Here is a 21,275-nt window from a genome sequence, read left to right on the forward strand (position 1 = left end):
GGCAGAGTCGTCCTCGTCATCCAGAACACCTTCTGAACAGGCAGGACAACGAACATGAGCAAGATTGGCGTGACCCTGGTCGGACTCGGGCCCATGGGGCAGGCGATGGTCCGCAAGCTGCTCGGCGCCGGCCACGCCGTGACCGTGTGGAACCGGACCGCGAGCCGGGCGGACGCGGTCGTCGCCGAGGGCGCGACCCGCGCGGCCGACGTCGCCGACGCGCTGGCCGCCAACGGCGTGGTCATCCTCAGCCTGACCGACTACCAGGCCATGTACGACATCCTCGGCACCGCGACGGACGGCCTCGCGGGCAAGGTCGTGGTGAACCTCAGCTCGGACACCCCCGCCAGGACCCGCGAAGCCGCCCAGTGGCTGGCCGGGCACGGCGCCGAGCTGCTGACCGGCGGTGTGATGGTCCCCGCGGTGCTCGTCGGGGAGGAAGGCGCTTACGTCTTCTACAGCGGTTCCCGTGAGGTGTTCGACAGGTACGAGCCGATGCTGCGGGTCATCGGTCGCCCCGACTACGTCGGCGACGACTACGCGCTGGCACAGCTGTACTACCAGGCACAGCTGGACATCTTCCTGACCTCGCTGTCGGCCTACATGCACGCCACCGCCCTGCTCAACTCGGTGGGCGTGTCTGCGGAGAGCTTCCGGCCCTACGCGGAGGACAACTTCTCCATGATGTCGATGTACCTGCCGGAAGCCGCCAAGCAGATCGACGCGGGCGAGCACCCCGGCGACGGCGCCAGCGTCGTCATGATGGGCGCCACCGCCGACCACATCCTCGGCGCCAGCGAGGAGGCCGGGATCGACACCGGTCTGCCCAAGGCGGTCAAGGCGCATTACGACCGCGCCATCGAGTCCGGGCACGGTGCGGACAGCTGGACCAGCCTGATCGAGCGCATCAGGAAGCCGTGACCCGCTCGGGGCGTTCGTCCACTGTGGACGTCAAGTGCGGTCGTGGCTCGCGGTCGCGAGGCGCAGCAGTGCGACGAGCGCCCCGGGGCCCGCGACCAGCAGCGCCGTGTTCAGCAGGTTCCGGTCGCCGTCGTCGTCCCGCTGGTCCATCCCGGCCGCGGTGAACTGGAAGAACGTGTACCCGATCGCGGCGACCGAGAGCCCCACGACCAGCAGCAGCAGCGTCCGGCGGGTGCCGGGGCTGGGTACCGGGATCAGCGCGATCAGGACCCAGAGCAGGGTGAACAGGAACAAGCCCGACATACGCGCCTCCCTCGTACGCCACCGCAGTAGAACGATGACACAGCGGGGGACGCGCGTCAGCGGGTCTCATCCATTCGCCAGATCGACCTCGACGTGCCCCGAACCGTCCACTGTGTACTCGGCCTGTCCCGCGGTCAGCTCGGCCAGCCATGCGCCGAACTCCGCGACCGCCCCCTCCTCGACGCTGATCCGGAAGCGCACGTCGGTGCCGTAAAGCGCTTCGTCGAGCCGGAACCGCGAGTTCCGCAGCTCGTTCTCCAGCTTCCCCGCCCGCAGGTAGTCCACCACGGTGGAGACCAGGGCGACCGGTCGTCGCTCGACCACGCCGAGCAGGTCGACGGCCTCGGCGACCGCGCCGCCGTAGGCGCGGATCAGCCCGCCGGCGCCGAGCTTCACGCCGCCGTAGTAGCGGCTGACCACCGCGACCACGTTGGTCAGCTCGCGCCTGCGCAGCACCTCCAGCATCGGAGCGCCCGCGGTCCCGGCGGGTTCGCCGTCGTCGCTGGACTTCTGGACGTCGCTGCGGTCGCCGAGCACGTAGGCGGAGCAGTGGTGCCCGGCGTCGGGGTGCAGCCTGCGGCGGGAGCGGATGAACTCCCGCGCCTGCTCCTCGTGCTCGACCCTGGCCAGCGCGCAGAGGAAACGCGACTTCCTGATCTCCAGCTCGTGTTCGCCGGACTCCTTGAGGGTGCGCACGGAACCCGACGCTAACAGGCTTCCACGCTGGTCCCGTTCACCCGCAGGCCCCGTTTCAGCTCCTCGGCGACCCGCCCGCTGGACACCCACGCGTGCACCGCGGAAGGCAGCAGGTCCGCCGGTCCGCCCGAGGTGGTCATCCGCAGCCGCCTGCCGTCCCGCAGCCACACCAGGCAGGTCCGAGGGCCGGTCACCACACCGACGACGCCGCAGGCGGGGTGCTCGGCCAGCCAGCGCGCGGGGTCGGCGTCCTCCGGCAGCAGGAGCACCCCGGCGGCCTGGAGCTGCCGCAGCCCGGCCTCGCGCGTCGCGACGATGTGCCTTCCCGGCAGCTCGGACACCAGCTCGTGGGTCGGAAAGCGTTCCAGCTCAACGATGTTGCCGTCCAGGCACCGGGAGGCCACGAAGTACGACGGCGGCTCGGCGAGCCGGGGGACCGGCGACGGCAGCGCGGGCAGCTCGGCCGGTGTCGCGGGCTCGTCCAGCCCCAGCAGCCGGTACATCAGCCGCCGGAGCCTGGCGGCGGCCTCACCCCGCTGGTCGAAGGTCCGTCGCGCGACGTCCTGCCAGGCAACGAGGTCGTCCAGCTGGGGCCGGATCGGGCGGTCGTGGTCCAGCCGCGCGGCGAGCGCGCCCAGCTCCGCCATCGGACTCCCCGGCGCGATCTCGGAGTCCGCGAAAGCGCCCAGCAGCACGGGAACCCCCATCGCCGTCGCGTAGAGCGCCAGCGAGCCGTGGTCACCGATCACCGTGTCGGCGGCGATCAGCGCGGCCTGCCAGCCGGTGTGCGGCGGCAGGAAACCGACGCCGAGCCAGGACTCCAGCTGTCGCGTGCCGTGGAAGTCCTCGACGTTGGGGTGCACCGCGACGACCACCAGGTACTCGTCGACGGGCAGCTCCCGCGCGAGCCGCTCCGGCAGGTCCCGCGTGGTCCCGAACAGCGACTCGGGCCCCCAGGTGGAGCTGACCAGCACGAGATGGCGGTCACCGACGCCGAGGTCCTCCCGGTACCGCCACCGCGCCCACTCGCTGGCCCGCATCCGGTCGTGGCACGGATCGCCGACGACCACCGCGCGGTCCCGCGCCTCCGGACACGTCCGCGCCACCGTCCCCAGCTGGTCGGAGTGCGAGAGCGCGATGACGCTGGGCGTCACTTTTCCGTTGTGCACCAGTTGTTCCCGCGCCAAGCCGGACACCTGCCCCGAGCGGCCGAGCAGCTTGTTGTGCCCGGCGCCGTGCGGGATGAGCAGCAGCGGGGCCTTGAGGAGGTGGAGATCCCCGTTGGCACTGGCCGAGATCGCGAGGTCGTAGCGGGCCTCGACGGCCCGTTCCCATGGCACCACCTTGGCCCCGGCGCGGCTCAGCAGCGCGGCCACGCCGTCGGAGAAGCCGGAGCCTGGCGCGATGGTGAAGACCGTCTGCACCCGCCGATCCCGTTCCAGCAACGGGAGAACGTCGAGCAGCCGCGCGGTGGAGGTGACGGTGCGGCCGACGGCCAGCACGGTTCTGGAGTACTGGAACGTGGCCCTTTCGTCCGGCTGCCCCCGATACCGCGCCATGTCCCCAGACTACGAGGAGTGCAGGGCCAGGGTGCCCTTGCCGCGCCGCTTGGCCACGTACATCGCGGAGTCCGCGCGGGCCAGCAGCTCGTCGGCGGTGAGCGCGGGCTCGTCCGGGCCGAGCTCGGCGAGGCCGATGCTGGCGCGCACCACGTGCTCCCGCCCGTCCACCTGGTAGGGCCGCTGCATGCCCTCCAGCACGGTCTGCCCGACCTGCTCGGGGGTCTTGCCGTTCTGGTGCAGCAGGATGCCGAACTCGTCGCCGCCGAGCCGCGCCACCAGGTCCGTGCTGGGCATCAGCTCGCGCAGCCGCGCGGAGATCACCTGGAGCAGGGCGTCGCCCGTCGCGTGGCCGTACTGGTCGTTGACCTTCTTGAAGTCGTCGAAGTCGATGAACAGCACCAGCAGCGGCGGCCCGCTGGGGTTGTTGTGCTCGACCACCCTGCGCAGGGTCTCCTGGAACAGCGCGCGGTTGGCCAGCCCGGTCAGCGAGTCGTGGTACGCCTGGTACTCCAGCTCCCGCTGGCTGGCGCGCAGCCGCCCGAGCAGCCACAGGTTGTCCGCGATGGCGATCAGCTGCCTGCCGACGACCGCGGCGGTGAGCCCGAGCCCGAGGTAGATCTCCACCGGCTCGATCCGCATGCCGTCGTTCGTGCGGAAGGCCAGGAACAGCGCGGCGATCGGCAGGGGCACGTACGGCACGGCCAGGTGCAGCCAGTGGTCGGTGCGCCTGCGGGTCGTCAGCACCCCGCCGCCCGCGGGGGCGACGGCGGTGAGCAGGAACAGCGCGTTGCCGGTCATGTAGCCGATGTCGATCACCGGGGGCACGCTGGTCCTGCTCAGCACCAGACTGATGGTGATCGCCGCGGAGACGCAGTGCGCGAGGAAGCCCAGCACCAGCAGGCCGAGCGCGGGTTGCCTTCGCAGTCCCCGCACCCCGGCGACCAGCACCGCGATCAGCGCGACCAGCAGGTAGGAGGTGGGGTGCAGCAGCAACAGCACCAGCCCGCTGCCAGCGCCCGACGGCGTGTGCACCCTCTTGAGCATCAGCACCGCGTGGCCGACCAGCAGCACCGAGCTGGCGATGATCACCACGTCGAGCACCAGCACCGCCCGCGCCCGCTTCGGCCTTGTCGTCGGGGCGCGCTCCTCGCCGACCCCCTGGTTGATCAGGCAGATCACCGTGATCAGCGCGAACACCGGGACCATGAAGTAGCTGATGTTGCCGAGCGTGCTCGCGGGCAGCGGCAGCCCGCTGATCAGCTTCGTCCAGATCCACAGCCCCAGGCCGAGGCCCATGCAGGTCGAGGTCGCCGCCATCCACAGCCGCCAGCTGCGGTCCAGCCCCGCCCGGCCGCGCGCCGTCACCAGCAGGGTCACCGTGGTGACCACGCTGAAGACCACTTGGAGGACCTTGTCGGCCAGCACCGTGCCCGGGTTGCCGAGCGCCTCGGTGGTGACCACGACCGACGCGGCCACCAGAGCGAGGAACACCACGGTGGTCACCGCGACGAACCGTTGTCTCTGCACTGCCGTGGACATTGCCGTCGACCTGCCATTACGCCGGGGTTGGCCCACCCTATGTCGCCCGGTTGGCAGTGTCGACGGGTGACACAACGGCCACCGGTCAAATTCTTCGATAACGCGGTAACGCCGAGGACACGAGATGCACGTTGCAGTCTGTCCGGTGCTCAGCCGGTTGCCGCGACCGCGGCGGCGATGGCCTGGTCCATCATGGCGCGAGCCGCCGGATCAGGGCACAGCTCGTCGACCAGCTCCGTGAACGCCGCGCCGTCGGCCTCGACCAGCGCGCCGACCGCCGCGACGTCACCGGGCAGCTCGTGCCCCCGCCGCTCGCGCAGGGTGATCGCCAGTGGCCCCAGGTAGGTGCCGGGATCGGGCTCCTCGGCGCTGAGCATGTGCAGCACGAACGCCGCCAGCCGGTGCGCGCACTGCCGCTCCACCGGCGCGTTCGCGCGCATCATGTGGTTGGCCGTGTTGTGGTGCGCGGTCACCAAGGTTCGCGGATCTGGTCGCACATAGCCTTGGGCCAGCGCCGCCCGGTCGAGCTCCACCGCCTCGGCGAAGTCCTCTCGCCGCACCGCGAGCATCGCCCGCGCGTTGAACACCAGGCCGAGCAGGTCCGCGTTCCCGGCGCGACCGAACTCGTCCTCGCACTCCCGCAGCAGCTCCTCGCACTCGTCGAGCCGCCCGAGCTCCATCAGCGCGGCGTAGTCGCTGAACTCGTAGTACGCCACCTCGTGCCGGTCGGCGCCCCGCGCCCGCACGCTGGCGAGCAGCTTCGCGTTCACCGCGAGCGCGTGCCGCCACTGACCGGCCTGCTTCGCCCTGCCGACCTCGTCGTGCCAGGCCTGCTCCCTGGCGAGCACCGCGGGATCGGTCATCGCGCGGCTCGCGGGCGGGTTCCGCACGAGCTCGGCGATCTCCGGCTGACCGCTCAGCGTCGCCAGCCTGCGCAGGTGCGCGAGCACCGCGGTGCGCTGCCCCTCGGTGGAGGCCTCGTGCAGGCAGCACGACAGCGCATCGAAGGCTTCGGCCCATTGTTGTTGGCGCATAAGGTAAACAGCCGCACCGAGCCCGGCGCGGACCACGTTCTCGCGTTCGCCCTCCTCGGAGGATCGCACCAGCTGTCCCGCCCACGACGTCGCCATCGCGGAGTCGATCCGGTCACGGACGTCGTCGTCCAGCCCGGCGAGCGCGGTCAGCAGCACGTCACCCGCGACGTGGTAGCGGGCGCCGTCCACGTGGACCAGCCCCGCGTCCTCCAGCTCGGTGAGCAGTGCCTCGGGATCAGCGGCGGGCACGCCGAACGCGGGTGCCAGCACCGGCCACGCGGGGTGCACGACGAACGCCATCCGGTCGTCGGTCTCCAAGTGGCACAACAGGCGCAGAAGTGCTTGCGCCGCAAGGGAAACGGATTCGATCCACGCCGAGCACCTTTCGAAGTCGGCGCGCAGCTTCTCCAGGGTGCCCGCCGCGGAGTTGCTCAGCCCCATCTCGTCGTAAGCCGCGCTGGCTTCCTCCAGCATGGCCACGCCCTCGTGGAAGCGACCGGTCCCGGCGATGATCGTGCCGAGCCGCAGCTTGCTGTTGGCGATCGCCGCGAGGTCGCCGCCGCGCTCGGCCGCGTGCAGCGCCAGCGCGAACTGCTGCGCGGCATCGGCGAGGTCGCCGCGCGCCATCGCGAGCTTGGCCAGCTCACCCCACACGATCGCCTGGTTGACGACCGCGTCCAGCTCCAGGTACTCGGACAGCGCGGCGAAGAAGTGCTCGTGCGCGGCGACCGGATCACCCTCCGCCGCCGCGACCGCGCCGAGCCCGCGCTGGGCGTTGGCGACGCCGAGCTGGTCGTCAATCTCGGCGGAGATCTCCATCGCCGTGGCGAACAGCTCGCGCGCCCGCGCGTGCCTTCCCCGGCGCACCGCGAGATGGCCCAGCTGCTGGTGCGCGTTGGCGACTCCCAGGTCCTCGCCCAACTCCTGGTAACCGCGCAACGCGGCCTCGAAGTGCTCTTCCGCCGCAGCGAGTTCCGAGCCCTCCAGCGCGAGGTCACCGAGGCGCCGCCGCATGTTGGCCTGCCCGCGCCGCCGGCCGTTGGCCCGGTAGAGCTCCAGTCCCTCGGTGAAGTGGCGCTCGGCCTCACCGCGATCACCCCTGCGCTTGGCGAGCGTGCCCAGCGAGTCGTGCGTGTCGGCCGCGCCGACGGGTTCACCGGCCTCGGTGTACCCGGCGAGCGCGCTGGTGAGGTGGTCCTCGGCCACGTCCAGCTCGCCACGCCGCAGCGCGAGGTCGCCGAGCAGCTCGCGGATGACGGCGAGCGAACGGCGGTCACCGATTCGTTGGTACAGGGCGAAAGCGGCCTCGGCGTGCTCGTGCGCGGGCGTGAGCAGGCTCTGCCGCAGCGCGAGCCGGGCGCGGGCGAGCAGCGCGTTGGCGACGCCCCGGTCACTGCCCGCCTCTCCCGCGATCGACGCGGAGGAGCCGAGCAGCGAGTCGGCCAGCGCCAGCTCGTGGCGCTCCTGGGCGATACCGCCCGCCACCAGCTCGGCGTCGGCGACGGCGAGCGGAGCGGCTTCGAGGAGCTGACCCCGGCACTCCGGCGCGAGCACGAGGTCGGCCAGGGCCAGCGTCGCACCGCTGTCCGGCCGTTGCCACGACGCGTTCGTCATGGCCCGCCACGTGTCCACTTCGGACGGATCGCCCACCGCGAACCCGTGGTACATCGACTCGACCGCGTTCCCGGTGGTGCGGAAGTACGCGCGCGCCCTGGTGTGCAGCCGCGCCAGCCGCAGCGGTTCGTGCTGGTCGAGCCACTCCAGCAGCGCCCCGCGCACCAACGGGTGCAGCCGCAGCTCCACCCGGCCGCGCTCACCCCGGTGCCGCTGCACGAACGAGTAGCCGGCCAGCTCGTCGAACCAGTCCCGCGGCGGCTCGGCGTCGACGAGCGCGCGCAGGGCCTCCTTGGTGACCACGCGGGGGACCGCCGAGTTCGTGACGAGCTCCCGCAGCCACGGCACGAGCCGGGAGAGGAAGATCCTGGGCAGCCAGGTGTGCACCGGCTCCGTCCGCGCCGCGTCGGCGATCTCGCCCGCGGTCAGCGGGTTCCCGGTCCGCTCACCGGCGAGCACCGCGTCGGCGGCCATGCCGATCCACCCGGGCAGTCCGCCGCAGACGCGGTGCACCGCGTGGTGCAGGTCCGGCTCGGCCACCCCGCGCGAGCGCAGGTAGTCGGCGGTGTCGGTGGCGGCCCAGTCGGTCAGCTCGAACTCGGTCATCGGCAGCTCGGCGGCGACGGGCTCCCGCCCGGCCAGCACGACGCGCAGGTTCGGCGCCGCCGCGAGCAACCCGCTCACCAGGTCGTCCAGCACCCACGACTGCTGGTCGGGCACTCCGGCCGCGCCGTCGACGTAGCGCAGCCGCTCCACGGTGTCGATGCACAGCACGCGCTCCGGCAGCCGCGCCGCGCGAACATCGTCCGCGAGCGCCGAGGCCAGTGCTTTGCGGTGCAGCGCACGCACTTCGGCCGCACGCAGGGCCGCGGGTTCGGTGACGACCGTGATGGGGGAGTGGCTGATCGTCGCGCCTGCCTCCGCGTGCTGCTGGACGGTCGGCACCGCCTCGTAGGCGGCGCGCAGCTCGCGCTCGGCCACCTCGCGGGCGCGGGCGAAGCGCCGCATCGGCCCGCCGGTCCAGCCGCTCAGCACGTCCGCGATGCGGTCCAGCAAGGGGAAGGCGAGGTCGAGGTGCTCCCCGGCGCTCCACTCCAGGTCGATGATCTCCGCGTCGTGCAGCTCGGAGAGCCTGCGCAGCAGCCGCGACTTGCCCTGCCCCGACATGCCCCAGTAGACGAGCACGCGATCCCGCGCCTGCCGGTCGAAGGCGGCGAGCGCCTCGCGGCGGTCGGTGAACTCGCCCTCGTCCCTGGCCGCGACCAGCCACGTCCGCGCGCGGTCCTGGACCGGGCTCGGCGCGGTCGTGACGGTGATCGGGCTGTCGCTGATCGAGCCCCGGCGGGTCGTCCGCTGCTCGACCTCGGCCTGACCACGAACGGTGATACTCGATCGGGCGATGGTGCCCGCGCCGCTGGCGCGCTGGACGACCCGCGCGCCGACCACCGCCCGCGCCGCGTCGCGGGTCTGCAGCCAGCCGACGGCCGCCGCGACCGCGGTGGCGACGCCGAGTCCGGCGACCATGCCCGCGCTCGGGACCTCCGTGACCAGGTTGACCAGCACTCCGACGGCGACTCCGACGGGTGCGGACACCGCGGCGAGCGCACCGGCGCGACGAGCGGACATCGTTGAGGACTCCCCCTGGGCTGTGCGTCCCCAAACGCTAGGAGGACGCTTCCGCCGGGTGCCCGGAGCATGACCACATCGTGATCGGATCGGCCGAGGCGTCACCCGTCTGACCTAATACCGATCGTGTCTTGGGTCACACCCTTCGGGGGAACGCGTCACGGCCGGAGGGAGTCAGTTGCGGGGTCACGTCCTGAACCGAGAAGAGGAACCATGCTGCGCTTCGGCCTCGCGCTCGTCCTGCTGGGCTTCGGCTCGGTGGCCCTGTCCCAGTACAGCGACCGGCAGTTCGTCGTCCTGATGTGGGCGGAGCCGATGCAGCCCGTGCTGGGCTTCGTGGTGGGCGGCCTCGGCGTCGCACTGGTCGTGGCGTCCTTCGTCCTGGGCAACCGCGACCGCGCCCAGCCCTCGGCGGCGGCGCCCCAGGAGCAGCCCCAGCAGTGGCAGCCCCAGCAGCAGTGGCAGCAGCCGCGCCCCGGCGCTCCGGCCCCCCAGGTCAACCAGGCCCACCAGGTCACCCAGCCCCACCCGGCGCCGCAGCAGCCCCGCCCCTGACGTCAGTCGCCCTCGCCGGGCATGCTGCCGCTCTGCTCCTGCAGGGCTTTGCGCAGCGCGGCGGGCACCGGGCCGACCCGCCCGGCCAGCTCGGCGAGGCGACGGCGGTAGACCCGCCGGTCCGACCTGCTGACCACCGAGCGCAGGTTGGCCGCCGCCGCCAGGCACACCACGGCCGCGTCGGCGAGATCGACGTCGGCGGCGGGCGAGGCGCCGCGCAGTGCCTCCGACGCCAGGCTGGAGACGTGCATCGCGCCGCGCGGGTCCAGCAGCGTCACCGTGGTCGTGGGGAAGATCCCGAGCAGCCGGTGCCGCGTCACGCCGATGTGCCCGGAGGCGGCGAGCGCGTCCTGCACGGCGACCCTCGTCGTCTTCGGCTGGCGGGACACCCAGTGCCGCCACGGCCGTGGCCGGGTCGAGCTGACCAGCGCCAGCACCTGGTCCAGCACGGGATCGCCCGTCGCGTCCCCCGCGGCCACCTGGGCCCTGCCCTTGGCGTTGGCCAGCCTGCCGCTGAGGTAGAGCTCGGTCAGCGCCCCGGCGCGCAGCAGCGGGGCCAGCCTGCCGCCCGCCGTCAGCCGGCCCCGGTCCTGGTCGAAGGCGAGCAGGAACAGCCGGGCGGGCAGCGACTCTGGTAGATCCACACCTCCATGGTGGCACCGCTCGGGTGGGCTTCCGCCGCTGCTCAGCGTGTTCCCAGCAAACTCTCAGCCGGGAACGAGAAGGTTGCGCGGTGAACATCGACTACCCGCACTCCGCGAAGGTGCTCGTCGTCGACGACGAGCCGAACATCCTGGAACTGCTCTCGGCGACGCTGAGACTCAGCGGCTTCGAGGTCCGGGTGGCGGAGACAGGGGCGGACGCGGTGGTCAAGGCGCAGGACTTCCAGCCGGACATCGTGGTGCTCGACGTGATGCTCCCCGACCTGGACGGGTTCACCGTGGCCCGCCAGCTGCGCTCCCGGCACGAACGGCTGCCCGTGCTGTTCCTGACCGCTCGCGACACCGTGCAGGACCGCATCGCCGGGCTGACCGCGGGTGGCGACGACTACGTCACCAAGCCGTTCAGCCTGGAGGAGGTCGTGCTGCGGCTGCGCGCGATCCTGCGCCGCACCCGTCCGCCCGGTGAGGAGCCCGTGGACGACGGCGTGCTCAGCTACGCCGACCTGGAGCTGGACGAGGAGGGGCACGAGGTGCGCAGGGGCGGCGAGCCGGTGTCGCTGTCGCCGACCGAGTTCAACCTGCTGCGCTACCTGATGATCAACGCGGAGCGGGTGGTCAGCAAGGAGCAGATCCTGGACCGGGTGTGGGACTACAACTTCGACGGCAGCAGCCGCATCGTCGAGTCCTACATCAGCTACCTGCGCCGCAAGATCGACCGCCGGGAGCCCGCGCTGATCCACACCATCCGCGGCGTCGGCTACACGCTGCGCATGCCGAGGGGCAGAGGCCGCTCGTGACCCACAAGCCGTTGACCCTGCGCGCCAGGCTGGTCGCCACGCTGCTCGCGCTCTGCGCCACCGGGCTGGCCGTGGTGGGCGCGCTGAGCCTGGTGTGGCTGGACCACTCCCTGGTCACCAGGATCGACGACCAGCTGCTGACCACCTCGCTGCGGATGGTCACCGGCCCGCCGGGCAAGATGATCGCGCGCGGCGAGCAGCAGCTGCCGACGGACTTCCGGCTGGTGGCCTTCAGCCGGGACGGCGTGGAGATGTTCCGCGGCGGCGCCTCCATGGAGTCGCCCAGCATGCCGGTGCTGAACTTCGAGTTCATCAGGGGCAAGGTCGGGCAGACCTTCACCGTGCCGGACAGCGAGTGGGGCAGCGACTGGCGCGTCCGGGTCGTCGACTCGCACTTCGGCCGCACGATAGCGGTGGCGATGTGGCTGCGGTCGCGGGACGAGACCGTGGCCGAGCTGCTGAGCATCGAGGTGGTCGTCGGCGTCCTGATCCTGGTCGGCCTCGGCGTGCTCGGCACCGCTTTGGTGAGCTTCGGGCTGCGGCCGCTGACCAGGATCGAGGGCACGGCCGAGGCGATCGCGGCCGGCCATCTCGACCGCAGGGTGCCGGATGCCGACCCGCGCACGGAGACCGGCAGGCTCGGCCAGTCGCTCAACGTGATGCTGGGCCGCCTCTCCTCGGCCCTGCGCGAGCGCGAGCACTCCGAGCGGCGCCTGCGCCAGTTCGTCGCGGACGCCTCACACGAGCTGCGCACGCCGCTGACCTCGATCCGCGGCTTCGCCGAGCTCTACCGCAGGGGCGGCGCTCCCGAGAAGTCCGATGTGGACAGACTGATGTCGCGCATCGAGGACGAGTCGACGCGCATGGGCGGCCTCGTGGAGGACCTGTTGCTGCTGGCGCGCCTCGACGAACAGCGCGCACTGGACCTGACCGAGGTCGACCTGCTCGTCCCGGTCAACGACGTGGTTCACGACGCCCGCGTCCGCGAACCAGATCGCGCGATCACCATGGCCGCCCCGGACGGCCCGGTCCGGGTGGTCGCCGACGAAGCCCGGCTCCGCCAGGTGGTGACCAACCTGGTCACCAACGCGCTGGCGCACACCCCGCAGGGAACCCCGGTGCGGGTCACGGTGCGCTACCGGCCGATCGAGGAACAGGCGCGCGTGGTCGCCCATGCCGGCGCGCGGCTGCCGGTCGCTGCCGCGTACGCGCTGGTGGAGGTGGCCGACGAAGGCGGCGGCATCGCCGACGAGCACGCCCCACGCGTGTTCGACCGCTTCTACCGCACGGACTCGGCCCGCAGCCGTGTCCGCGGCGGGACCGGGCTGGGGCTGGCGATCAGCGCCGCGATCGTCGCGGCGCACAACGGCCGCATCGAGCTGGACACCGCCCCGGGCGTTGGCACCACCGCCCGCATCCTGCTCCCACTGGCCTGACCCGGCTTCACCGCACCGCGCCCGCGGTGAGCCCGGAGCGGATGCTGCGCTGGAACACCAGGTACACCACGAGCACCGGCAGCATCGCGATGGTCAGGCCCGCGAACAGGCCGCTGAAGTCGCCGCGGTAGCCCTGGCTCACCGACAGCGCCGCCAGGCCCTGGGCCAGCACGTAGTTCGCCGGGTCCGGGTTGAGCACCAGCGGGAGCAGGTACTGGTTCCACAGGCCGAGGAAGTTGAAGATCCCGACGCTGACCAGGCCCGGGCGGGCCATCGGCAGCATGACGCGGAAGAAGATCCCGGTGTGCGAGCAGCCGTCCAGCGCCGCCGACTCGGCGACCTCGGTGGGCAGGGTCCTGAAGAAGCCGGTCAGGAAGAACACCGTGAACGGCAGGGCGTACGCGGTGTAGACCAGGATCAGGCCGGGGTAGCCGCCGAGCAGGCCCAGCTGCTTGACCACGAAGAACAGCGGCACCAGCGCCAGGAACATCGGGAAGAGCATGCCGCTGACGAAGAGGTAGTACAGGAAGCGGTTGCCGGGGAAGGAGTACCGCGCCAGCGCGTAGGCGACCAGGGAACCCAGCAGCATGGTCAGGACCAGCGCCCCGCCGACGACGACGAGGCTGTTGAGGAAGTACTGGCCGATCGAGGCCTGGTCCCAGGCGCGGGACCAGTTCTCCAGGCGCGGGCGGTCCGGCAGGGACCAGGGGCTGGTGAGGATCTGCTCGTCGGTCTTGAGCGAGCTGACCACCGCCCACACCAACGGGAACGCGACCATGACCGCCCAGGTCGCCATGAACAGGTGGATCGCGCCGTCGCCGAGGGTGTGTCTCAGCCTCCTCATGCCATCTCCACCTTCTCGCGGCGGCCCGCGCGCATCGCGACCACGGCCAGGGTCAGGGTCAGGAAGAACAGGGCGACGCCCATCGCCGACGCGTAGCCGAACTGGCCGAAGGAGAAGGCGTTGCGGTACAGGCCCAGGCCGATCACCTCGGTCGCGCCGTCCGGGCCGCCGGGGCCGACCGAGAGGATCTGCACCAGGGCGAAGCCGTCCAGTGCCGCGATGCCCAGGTAGACGAAGGCCGCGCTGACGTTGTCGCGCACCAGGGGCAGGGTGATCGAGCGGAAGGTCGCGAAGCGGCCCGCGCCGTCCAGGCGGGCCGCCTCGAACAGCTCGCGGGGGATCGAGTCCATCGCCGCGCTGAACAGCACGACGTAGAAGCCGACCGCCGACCAGGTCATCACCGCCATCACCGCCCACAGCGCGACCGAGCCGTCGGCGAGCCAGGTGCGGGCGAGCCCGTCGAGCCCGACCGCGGTGAGGACACCGTTGAGCAGCCCGTTGTTCGGGCTGTACACGAACTGCCAGAGCACCGCGATGATCGGCACCGACAGCAGCTGCGGGAAGAAGTAGACGATCTTGTAGACCTTCGCGCCCCGCACGCCCTGGACCTCGGCGCGCCCGCGCCGCCCGCCGAGGTTGAGCATGGAGGCCAGGAACAGCGCGATCGTGATCGTCGCCAGCGGGACGACGACCAGCATGAGCGCGTTGTTGCCCAGCGCGGCGAGGAAGAGCGGGTCCTCGCCGAGCCGGGTGAAGTTGTCCAACCCGACGAAGTTCGCCTGTCCCGCGACCCCGGTCCAGTCGGTCAGCGAGAGGTAGAACGCCTGCGCGTACGGCGAGAGCACGAAGACCACGTGCAGTGCCAGCGCGGGCAGGAGCGCCATCGCCAGGAAGCGGTACTTGCCGTGTTTCACGGGTCAGCGCCGGTACTTGGTGATGTTGGGGTCCCTGGCGACGGCGTCCGCGGCGCGCTGCACCCGCTCCGCCCACTGCCGCGGGGTCAGCCGTCCGGTGAACAGCTCGCCCGTGGCGTCATCCCACGACTTCTTCAACGTGCCGTACCAGGTGCGGAAGCGGTAGCGGAACGCGTTGCTCCCCGCCGCGTCCACCGCCGCGCGCACCGAGTCCACCCCCGAGGACAGCCGCAGGCCGTCCGTCGCGCCCGCCACCGACGGCAGGGTGCTGGCCAGCTCGGCGAAGCGGCGGGCGCTCGGCACGGCGAACAGGGTGCGCAGGAAGTCCATGCCGCCCTGCCGGTTGCGGGCCTTCTCCGGCACGATGAAGCTCTGCGCGCCACCCGCGCGGACCGCCGTCGCGGGCATCTTGTCCGAAGTGGACAGTTGAGGTGGCGGCATCATCACCATCTGGAAGCTCTCCGGTGTGACGCCCTTCTGCTCGCTCTCCAGCCACGAGCCGCACGGCAGGAACGCGGCCTTGCCCTGGGTCCACGCGGCCTGGGCCTCCGTGTGCGACAGGCCCTCCGAGCCCGGCATCACGTAGCCCTTGCCGACCAGCTCCGCGATCGCGGTGGCCGCGTCGACCATCGCCTCGTGCTTCCAGGCGTTGGGCTCCAGGTTGTCCACGGCGAGCAGCAGCTCGTCGCCGCCCGCCTTGAACGCCATCGACACCAGCAGGTCGCCGACGTAGTCGGGGTACTTGCCCTGGTGCGTCCACGGCGCGACGCCGGACTTCTTGATCTCCTCGCAGAGCCTGAGCATCTCGTCCCAGGTCTTCGGGTAGCTCCACCCGCGCTCGGTGAACAGCGTCCGCGAGTACCAGACGCCCCATGCGGTGTAGACGAGGTTGAGCGCGCGCGGGCGTCCGCCGAAGACGCCGTCCTCGACCACACCGGGCAGCAGCGTGTCCCGGACCTTCACCGAGGGATCGCCGAGCGAGGGAGCGTCCAGCAGCTCGCCGAGATCGCTGAGCTGGTTGGCCTTCGCCAGGGTCGGCAGGTCCAGCGAGCCCGCTCCGGTGTTGTCCACCACGTCCGGCGGGGTGTCGGCGACGAAGCGCGGTTGCAGCGCCTCCCCGACCTTCTGGATGGCCTGGTGGGCGATCTTCGCCCGCGGGTGCCGCTGGTTGTACGAGCGCTCCGCCTCCACGGCGTACTGGTCGCCGTACGCGCCCTTGAAGATCACCACCTCCAGGGGGGCGTCGGGCGCGACGCCGAGCGGGTTGTCCTTGGTGACCTGCCCGCGCAGCGCGGGGCCCTGGTCCCCGCCGCCCGCGGTCACACAGCCCGCGAGCAGGGGCGTCGCCGCCGCGGCGAGCGCTCCGCGAAGCACTGAACGTCGTGTAGTCCGGTTCACAGGGTTTCTCCGTTCACGCGGTCCGGCGGATGCGTCCGGCGTAGCGGTCCTCGATCACCTTGTTGTGCTCGCGTCCGCCGGGGATGTTGGCCGAGAGGTAGACCGGCGGCGTCTGCCCGTCGGCGAGCAGCCTCCGCACGACCTCGGTGACGATCTGCTGCGCCAGCAGCGCGGCGGTGATCGACGAGACCGCGCCGACCGCGCCCCCGCCCGGCAGCGGCAGCGTCGAGTCGCCGTACGGGGCACCGTTGTCCAGCACCACGTCGGCCAGTTCGGCGAGCTTCCTGCCGCTGGGGTGGTTGGACTCCACGCGGTCGGTGTGCTGCCGCGAGGTCAGGGCGACCACCTTGTGGCCCTTGCTCTTCACGTGCAGTGCGAACTCCACGATCAGCCCGTTCACCCCGGAGTTGGAGGCGATCACGAACACGTCCTCCGCACCGACCGGGGCCAGCTCGTAGAGCCGGTGCGCCACGGTCGGGTCCTTCTCCAGCAGCGGCCCTTCGAGCACCGAGACCGGTTCCCCGCCGAAGAGCACCAGGTCCCGCAGGGAGATCCGGTTCGACGGCACCAGCCCGCCCGCGCGCCCGGCGACCTCCATCGCCAGCGCCTCGGAGTGCCCGCAGCCGAACGCCTGCACCACCCCGCCCGCACGGACCGCCTCCGCGATCACCTCGGCCGCGGCGCGCACCTGTGGGAGTTGTCGGGTGCCAACGGTCTTGACCAGATCGGTGATGACGTCCAAATAGGCTTCAGCGCTGACACTCAACGGTGTTTCCCCTTCCGGATGGGATGCTCGGGAAGCCGGTGCGTCTGGACCGCGCGGGCGGTCAGCTCGAAGGACTCGTCGACCGCCGGGTGGCTGCGCTGCGCGACGGCCACGTAGACCAGGTCCAGCACCAGCAGCTGCGAGTGCAGCGCGGAGAGCGCGGCCAGCCGGAAGGTCGTCTCGCGGGTCTCGGTGGTCAGCACCACCTCGGCGGTCTCGGCGAGCGGCGAGCGCGGGTAGGAGGTCACCGCGACGGTCGTCGCGCCGTGCTCGCCGGCCTCGGCGAGGAACTCGATCACCTCGCGGGTGCGCCCGCTGTGCGAGACGCCGATCGCCAGGTCGCCGGGCCGCAGCAGCGCGGCGCTGCTGAGCGCGGAGTGCGCCTCGGAGCGGTGCCAGCACGCCACGCGCAGTCGCTGGAGCCGGAACACCAGCTCGGTGGCCGCCGCGGCGCTGCTGCCGATGCCGAAGACCTCGACCCTCCTGCCGGAGCCGATGGCCTCGGCGATGCCGGTGGCGACCACCTCGACGGCGTCCAGGTCGAGCCGGTCCGCGGTCTCCCTGATCGCCCGGGTGTCGGAGTTGACGATCACCCCGAGCACCCGCTGCAACGGGTCGACGGGGGAGATGTCCCTGTCGACGTCGATCTCCCAGCGGGCCTGCGCGGCCCGGCCGATCTCGGTGGCCACGGCCACCCGCAGTCCCGCGTAGCCGCGGAAACCCAGCGTGCGGCAGAACCGCGTCACCGTGGCCGGGGAGGTGCCGGAGCGCTCGGCGAGGTCGACGATCGTGGCCTGCGCCGCCTCCTCCGGGTCCTTCAGGATCAGCTCGGCGACGCGTTGCAGCGCCTCGGGCAACCCGGGCAGCTCCGTGCGCAGCCGTTCGAGCAGACCTTCGCCGTCAAGCGCCATGTGCGTTGCTTCTTCCCTGATTGGCCGACGTCGGTAAGAATTGTTGCCACAAGTTGGCTGCGAGCGGTAGAGGTGAACATTATTTTCATGCTTGTGCTCGGAGCGGACTGCGGCGGAAGCACCACCCGCGTCGTCGCGACGACCCTGGACGGACGCGTCGTCGGCACCGGCAGAGCGGGTCCTGGCAACCCCACCGGGGGTGACCCCGCCCGCGCTGCCGCCGAGCTCGGCAAGGCGATCACCGTTGCCCTGGAAGGACTTGAGCCCGCGATGGTGCGCGGCGGCGTCGTCGGCATGGCGGGCTACAACCGCCTCGCCGTCCCCGAGATCCGCGCCGCCTACACGGCCGAGTGGGCCGCGGCGGGGCTGAGCTGTCCACTGTGGACATACGGTGACGCCCCGGTGGCCTTCGCCGCCGGCACCCCGGAGCCGAGCGGCCGGGTGCTCATCGCGGGCACGGGCGCGGTGGCCGCCGAGATCCGCTCCAGGGCGGAGCTGCGCGCCGCCGACGGGCTCGGCTGGCTGATCGGCGACGAGGGCTCCGGCTACTGGCTGGGCCGTGAGGCGATCCGGCACACCGCGCGGGCCCTCAACGCGGGGCCCACCCTCGGCCCCCTGGGCGAGCGGGTCCGCGAGCACCTGGGCGCGACGGCCCGCGATGACTTCCTGACCGCGGTGTACACGGCCTCCCGAGCGGAGATCGCCGCGCTCGCCCCGGAGGTGTTCGACCTGGTCGAGGCCGATCCGGTCGCCGCGTCACTGGTGTCGGACGCTGCGGAGCGACTGCTGGCGACGCTGGCGGAGCTGGGCGAGGTCCCGGGGCCGCTGGTGCTCGCGGGCGGCCTGCTCGCCGAGGACACCCCGCTGCGCGCCGAGGTCCTGGACCGCCTGCCCGAAGCGGCGTCGACCGGTGCGGACGCGGCGCGCGCGGCGGCCTGGCTGGCGTTGCTGGAGCTCACCGCCCCGGACCCGTTCACCGCCGCGGAGCTGCACGAACGCCTGGTCACCAGCGGCGGATGAGGCGGCCCAGCTCAAGATGGACGGGGAAGGAACCCGGCCGGTCGAGTCCCCCTCGGCGCCCTCACCCCCGCGGCGCCCTCACCCCCGTGCCCCTCTTTTCGCGTTTTGTCACCTTGATGCGAAATGGGAGCGCTCTTTTGCGCAAGAAGGTGACAAAACGCGAAAACCCGGCCACGCCAGCTGGCTCACGCGTGCACGACCGGAGCCGTCTCCTCTGCCTCGATGACCGCTGGGGCGCTGGTCATGGCGTCAACGGCAGTGATTCGGCGCGGACTCAGGACGCCGACACAGAAAAGCGGTGAGACCCGGAAGTCGGGTCTCACCGCTGGAACGACGACCAACTAGTACTTCACAGACAACTACCCGGCCTGCTTGCGCAGCGCGATCGGTGCGCCTGCCAGGTCCTCCTCGTTGCACAACAGCCTTACCTCGTAGTACGGCGAGCCTTCCCGGTCGTCGTAGTCGAGGTGAATGGCCATGACGTCAACCGGTTCGCCCAGCCACTGCTGGGTCGCGCGTAGCCATTCGGCGGTGCGTTCCAATGCGCTCGGCAGGTCGTCGTCGCGGAACTCCACCGGCCGATAGGGGACGTCTCGAACCTGGTCTTGTGTGTGCGTGGGCTGGGGGAGATCCACCGCGACGCCCACGTCGTCCAGATCGAGCTGGATCCTTTCCTGGGTCACCCATGAAGCGTGTCCCAGTGCGGGAGCGACCGCAACCCCGGCCTGACTGGTCCTGTGGCCCGCGCCACGGGCGCTCGCCCCCAGGTCGGCCCCCGTGCGGTCCCCGCTCAGTCCCGCGTGGACAGTCCGAGCTGCACCGCGAAGATCGCCAACTGCACCCGGTTCGTCCGCCCCGTCTTGGTCATCAGGCCCGCGACGTGCGTTTTCACCGTGGTCACCCCCAGGTTCAGCCGCTCGGCGATCTCCGCGTTGGCCAGGCCGTCCCCGAGCAGCGCCAGCACGTCGCGCTCCCGCTCGGTGATCGCCTCCGGCAGTCGGGGACCGGCGTCCTGCCGTGGCGCCCGGGACCGGACGGCCTGGTTGACCAGGCGCTCCAGCACCCGGGAGCTGAACGGGCTCTCCCCGGCGGCGGCCCTGGTGATGGCGCCGAGCAGCTCGGCGGGCTCGGCGTCCTTGGCCAGGAAACCGCAGGCCCCGGCCTCCAGGGCCGGGTAGAGGTGGTCGTCGTCGTCGAAGGTGGTGAGCACCACGACCCGGGTCGCGGGCGCGTTGCGCAGGATCCTGCGGGTCGCCTCGATCCCGTCGAGCCTCGGCATGCGCAGGTCCATCAGGACCACGCCGGGGGCCAGCCGTTCGGCCAGCCGCACCGCCTGCTCGCCGTCGGTGGCCTCCCCGGCGACCTCGATCCGCTCGTCGGCCTCGCAGAGCATCCGCAGACCCGCCCGGACCAGCGGTTGGTCGTCGACCAGCAACACCCGGATCATCCACGCTCCTCGTTCCCCGGCAGCACCGCGAACACCCGCCAGCCGCCCTCCGGCTCCGGGCCCACCAGCAGCGAGCCCCCGAGCAGCTCCACCCGCTCGCGCATCCCGGTGATCCCGTGCCCGCCGGGCACCCGGACACCGCCGGGGCCCCCGTTGTCGGCCACCTCGACCTCCACCGCGTCCTTCGCCGTCAGCCGCACCCGCACCGTCACCGCCGTGTCCGGTCCCGCGTGCTTGAGCGCGTTGGTCAGCGCCTCCTGGACCAGGCGCAGCACGGCGAGCCGCCGCACCGAGTCCAGAGTGGACAGACCGGGACCGAGCTCCGCGGTCACCGTCGGGCCGGCACGGCGGGTCCGCCGGACGAGCTCGTTGAGCGACTCGGTGAGCCCGGCGGGATCGGTCAGCGGCTCGATCGGGGTGCGCTCCCCGTCGCGCAGCACGCCGACCAGGCGGCGCAGGTCCTCCAGCGCCGCCGCTGCGGTCGAGTGCACGTCGTCGAGCACCGCGCGGATGCGCGGATCGGTCTCGCCTGCCACGTGCCTGGCGGCGCCGACCCGCAGCACGATCGACGCGACGTGGTGTGCGACCAGGTCGTGCAGCTCGCGGGAGATCGCCGCCCGCTCGTTCGCCGTCGCCTCCCGCTTCTCCAGCTCGTGCCGCCGCTCGGACTCGCTGACGCGCTCCTCGGCCTGCCGCGCGGCGTCGCGCAGGGCCTGCTGGTGCAGCCCGAGCAGCACCGGCGCGGCCACGATGCAGGCCGCGACCGTGACCAGCGGCAGCGCCGAGGGGGAGTCCTGCGACGGGCTGTCCCAGGGGACGTCGATGAGGTTCAGCGTGGTCGCGACGGTCACCGCGGCCGTGCCGACGGCGAGCCTGCCCCGGGGGCCCGATGCCAGGTGGAACAGGTTGATCAGCATCGCGACCTGGGTCACCTCGCTGGCGATCGCCCCCTCCTGGTCGACGGTGATCATCAGAATCGACTGGATCAGCACCACGTGGAGGTCGAGCGGCCCCTTGTAGAGCGCCAGCGCCGCCGACATGAAGATCAGGGCCCAGTACCACTGCTCGTTGGACTCCCACCACTCTCGGGGAACCAGGAGCCCCGGGACGAGATAGGCGGCCGCGAGCCAGATGGGGACCATCCGAACCAGGGCTCCCGGCCCGAGGGCCAACCGTTGCCGCACCCCGAGAACAGTAGGTCCGAACGTCAGGGGACGCCTCCTGCCGAAG

General features: G+C 71.8%; 19 protein-coding genes. 5 read left to right on the forward strand and 14 right to left on the reverse strand.

Going from position 1 to position 21,275, the window contains the following annotated elements:
- Positions 1-54 precede the first annotated feature (54 nt).
- Positions 55-921, forward strand: a complete 867-nt coding sequence (locus ACFFQA_RS31075) for an NAD(P)-dependent oxidoreductase (RefSeq protein ID WP_377860085.1) — start codon at positions 55-57, stop codon at positions 919-921.
- Between the two features lie 30 nt (positions 922-951).
- Here ACFFQA_RS31075 and ACFFQA_RS31080 read toward each other — a convergent pair whose 3' ends face one another.
- The 5 genes from ACFFQA_RS31080 to ACFFQA_RS31100 all read right to left on the reverse strand — a co-directional run bounded on the left by ACFFQA_RS31080 (position 952) and on the right by ACFFQA_RS31100 (position 9,295).
- Complete coding sequence (locus ACFFQA_RS31080) at positions 952-1,224, reverse strand: hypothetical protein (protein WP_377860087.1); 273 nt, start codon at positions 1,222-1,224, stop codon at positions 952-954.
- Between the two features lie 66 nt (positions 1,225-1,290).
- A complete protein-coding gene (locus ACFFQA_RS31085) occupies positions 1,291-1,920 on the reverse strand; it encodes a YigZ family protein (protein ID WP_377860089.1) in 630 nt (209 codons plus the stop codon).
- A gap of 11 nt (positions 1,921-1,931) precedes the next feature.
- Positions 1,932-3,479, reverse strand: a complete 1,548-nt coding sequence (locus ACFFQA_RS31090) for a hypothetical protein (protein ID WP_377860091.1) — start codon at positions 3,477-3,479, stop codon at positions 1,932-1,934.
- Positions 3,480-3,488: 9 nt separating this feature from the next.
- Positions 3,489-5,021 carry a diguanylate cyclase domain-containing protein gene (locus ACFFQA_RS31095; protein WP_377860093.1) on the reverse strand — a complete coding sequence of 511 codons (1,533 nt, stop codon included), beginning with the start codon at positions 5,019-5,021 and terminating at the stop codon, positions 3,489-3,491.
- Between the two features lie 149 nt (positions 5,022-5,170).
- Entirely contained in the window at positions 5,171-9,295 is a 4,125-nt protein-coding gene (locus ACFFQA_RS31100; RefSeq protein WP_377860095.1) for a tetratricopeptide repeat protein, read from the reverse strand.
- Between the two features lie 213 nt (positions 9,296-9,508).
- Between ACFFQA_RS31100 and ACFFQA_RS31105 the strand changes: the two genes are divergently transcribed.
- Positions 9,509-9,850: a hypothetical protein gene (locus ACFFQA_RS31105; RefSeq protein WP_377860097.1), complete on the forward strand. Its 342-nt coding sequence runs from the start codon at positions 9,509-9,511 to the stop codon at positions 9,848-9,850.
- Between the two features lie 2 nt (positions 9,851-9,852).
- Here the strand turns inward: ACFFQA_RS31105 and ACFFQA_RS31110 are convergent, their stop codons facing one another.
- The gene (locus ACFFQA_RS31110; protein WP_377860099.1) at positions 9,853-10,494 is read right to left on the reverse strand and encodes a GOLPH3/VPS74 family protein; all 642 of its coding nucleotides are present in this window, start codon (positions 10,492-10,494) and stop codon (positions 9,853-9,855) included.
- A gap of 89 nt (positions 10,495-10,583) precedes the next feature.
- On the opposite strand from ACFFQA_RS31110, the gene ACFFQA_RS31115 reads away from it, so the two are divergent.
- Together ACFFQA_RS31115 and ACFFQA_RS31120 are read left to right on the forward strand one after the other, a co-directional pair.
- Positions 10,584-11,309 carry a response regulator transcription factor gene (locus ACFFQA_RS31115; protein WP_377860101.1) on the forward strand — a complete coding sequence of 242 codons (726 nt, stop codon included), beginning with the start codon at positions 10,584-10,586 and terminating at the stop codon, positions 11,307-11,309.
- A complete protein-coding gene (locus tag ACFFQA_RS31120; protein ID WP_377860103.1) occupies positions 11,306-12,745 on the forward strand; it encodes a sensor histidine kinase in 1,440 nt (479 codons plus the stop codon). The genes ACFFQA_RS31115 and ACFFQA_RS31120 overlap by 4 nt, the downstream gene beginning before the upstream one ends.
- 7 nt (positions 12,746-12,752) lie before the next feature.
- Here the strand turns inward: ACFFQA_RS31120 and ACFFQA_RS31125 are convergent, their stop codons facing one another.
- Genes ACFFQA_RS31125 through ACFFQA_RS31145 form a run of 5 tightly spaced genes read right to left on the reverse strand, consistent with a single transcriptional unit; the run spans position 12,753 to position 17,578 of the window.
- Positions 12,753-13,589 (reverse strand): carbohydrate ABC transporter permease, encoded by an 837-nt coding sequence (locus tag ACFFQA_RS31125; protein ID WP_377860105.1) that lies wholly within the window; start codon positions 13,587-13,589, stop codon positions 12,753-12,755.
- Positions 13,586-14,503, reverse strand: a complete 918-nt coding sequence (locus ACFFQA_RS31130; protein WP_377860106.1) for a carbohydrate ABC transporter permease — start codon at positions 14,501-14,503, stop codon at positions 13,586-13,588. Before ACFFQA_RS31130 ends, ACFFQA_RS31125 begins: the two co-directional genes overlap by 4 nt.
- 3 nt (positions 14,504-14,506) lie before the next feature.
- Complete coding sequence (gene ngcE / locus ACFFQA_RS31135; protein ID WP_377860108.1) at positions 14,507-15,877, reverse strand: N-acetylglucosamine/diacetylchitobiose ABC transporter substrate-binding protein; 1,371 nt, start codon at positions 15,875-15,877, stop codon at positions 14,507-14,509.
- Between the two features lie 37 nt (positions 15,878-15,914).
- Complete coding sequence (locus ACFFQA_RS31140) at positions 15,915-16,667, reverse strand: sugar isomerase domain-containing protein (protein WP_377860110.1); 753 nt, start codon at positions 16,665-16,667, stop codon at positions 15,915-15,917.
- On the reverse strand, positions 16,664-17,578 hold the full coding sequence (locus tag ACFFQA_RS31145; protein WP_377860112.1) for a MurR/RpiR family transcriptional regulator: 915 nt from the start codon (positions 17,576-17,578) through the stop codon (positions 16,664-16,666). The genes ACFFQA_RS31140 and ACFFQA_RS31145 overlap by 4 nt, the downstream gene beginning before the upstream one ends.
- An 87-nt stretch (positions 17,579-17,665) precedes the next feature.
- Here ACFFQA_RS31145 and ACFFQA_RS31150 point away from each other — a divergent pair, with 87 nt between their 5' ends.
- On the forward strand, positions 17,666-18,598 hold the full coding sequence (locus ACFFQA_RS31150) for an N-acetylglucosamine kinase (protein ID WP_377860114.1): 933 nt from the start codon (positions 17,666-17,668) through the stop codon (positions 18,596-18,598).
- Between the two features lie 359 nt (positions 18,599-18,957).
- On the opposite strand, the gene ACFFQA_RS31155 is transcribed toward ACFFQA_RS31150, so the two are convergent.
- The 3 genes from ACFFQA_RS31155 to ACFFQA_RS31165 form a co-directional block, all read right to left on the reverse strand.
- Positions 18,958-19,281, reverse strand: coding sequence for a hypothetical protein (locus ACFFQA_RS31155; protein WP_377860116.1), 324 nt, complete (start codon positions 19,279-19,281; stop codon positions 18,958-18,960).
- A 107-nt stretch (positions 19,282-19,388) separates the two neighbouring features.
- On the reverse strand, positions 19,389-20,045 hold the full coding sequence (locus ACFFQA_RS31160; RefSeq protein WP_377860118.1) for a response regulator: 657 nt from the start codon (positions 20,043-20,045) through the stop codon (positions 19,389-19,391).
- Positions 20,042-21,229: a sensor histidine kinase gene (locus ACFFQA_RS31165; protein WP_377860120.1), complete on the reverse strand. Its 1,188-nt coding sequence runs from the start codon at positions 21,227-21,229 to the stop codon at positions 20,042-20,044. The genes ACFFQA_RS31160 and ACFFQA_RS31165 overlap by 4 nt, the downstream gene beginning before the upstream one ends.
- Between the last annotated feature and the right edge of the window lie 46 nt (positions 21,230-21,275).

The organism is Allokutzneria oryzae, assembly GCF_042429765.1.
GTDB lineage: Bacteria > Actinomycetota > Actinomycetes > Mycobacteriales > Pseudonocardiaceae > Allokutzneria > Allokutzneria oryzae.